Here is a 1,413-nt window from a genome sequence, read left to right on the forward strand (position 1 = left end):
AAAAAGGTATTGACAAGAAGAGAAGGAGATGATATACTAAGATAGTTGTCGCTTGAGGGGCGACAAAGACCTTTGAAAACTGAACAAGACGAACCAATGTGCAGGCGACTGTTTAAGAAGACAGTCCGTCAAACATTAAGAAGAAACAATAAATCTGTCAGTGACAGAAATGAGTGAGAACTCAAACTTTATATGAGAGTTTGATCCTGGCTCAGGACGAACGCTGGCGGCGTGCCTAATACATGCAAGTAGGACGCACAGTTTATACCGTAGCTTGCTACACCATAGACTGTGAGTTGCGAACGGGTGAGTAACGCGTAGGTAACCTGCCTATTAGAGGGGGATAACTATTGGAAACGATAGCTAATACCGCATAACAGTATGTAACACATGTTAGATGCTTGAAAGATGCAATTGCATCGCTAGTAGATGGACCTGCGTTGTATTAGCTAGTAGGTAGGGTAAAGGCCTACCTAGGCAACGATACATAGCCGACCTGAGAGGGTGATCGGCCACACTGGGACTGAGACACGGCCCAGACTCCTACGGGAGGCAGCAGTAGGGAATCTTCGGCAATGGGGGGAACCCTGACCGAGCAACGCCGCGTGAGTGAAGAAGGTTTTCGGATCGTAAAGCTCTGTTGTTAAGGAAGAACGAGTGTGAGAATGGAAAGTTCATACTGTGACGGTACTTAACCAGAAAGGGACGGCTAACTACGTGCCAGCAGCCGCGGTAATACGTAGGTCCCGAGCGTTGTCCGGATTTATTGGGCGTAAAGCGAGCGCAGGCGGTTAGAAAAGTCTGAAGTGAAAGGCAGTGGCTCAACCATTGTAGGCTTTGGAAACTGTTTAACTTGAGTGCAGAAGGGGAGAGTGGAATTCCATGTGTAGCGGTGAAATGCGTAGATATATGGAGGAACACCGGTGGCGAAAGCGGCTCTCTGGTCTGTAACTGACGCTGAGGCTCGAAAGCGTGGGGAGCGAACAGGATTAGATACCCTGGTAGTCCACGCCGTAAACGATGAGTGCTAGGTGTTAGGTCCTTTCCGGGACTTAGTGCCGTAGCTAACGCATTAAGCACTCCGCCTGGGGAGTACGACCGCAAGGTTGAAACTCAAAGGAATTGACGGGGGCCCGCACAAGCGGTGGAGCATGTGGTTTAATTCGAAGCAACGCGAAGAACCTTACCAGGTCTTGACATCCCGATGCTATTTCTAGAGATAGGAAGTTTCTTCGGAACATCGGTGACAGGTGGTGCATGGTTGTCGTCAGCTCGTGTCGTGAGATGTTGGGTTAAGTCCCGCAACGAGCGCAACCCTTATTGTTAGTTGCCATCATTGAGTTGGGCACTCTAGCGAGACTGCCGGTAATAAACCGGAGGAAGGTGGGGATGACGTCAAATCATCATGCCCCT

The 1,413-nt window shown here is 49.5% G+C and carries 1 rRNA gene; it reads left to right on the forward strand.

Annotated features, from left to right (window positions below):
- Window positions 1-188: 188 nt before the first annotated feature.
- Window positions 189-1,413 (forward strand): 16S ribosomal RNA (locus HMPREF2887_RS02830); the annotation flags it as partial.

Origin of the sequence: Streptococcus sp. HMSC071H03 (genome assembly GCF_001813035.1) — a bacterium.
In the GTDB taxonomy this organism is placed as follows: Bacteria; Bacillota; Bacilli; order Lactobacillales; family Streptococcaceae; genus Streptococcus; species Streptococcus anginosus.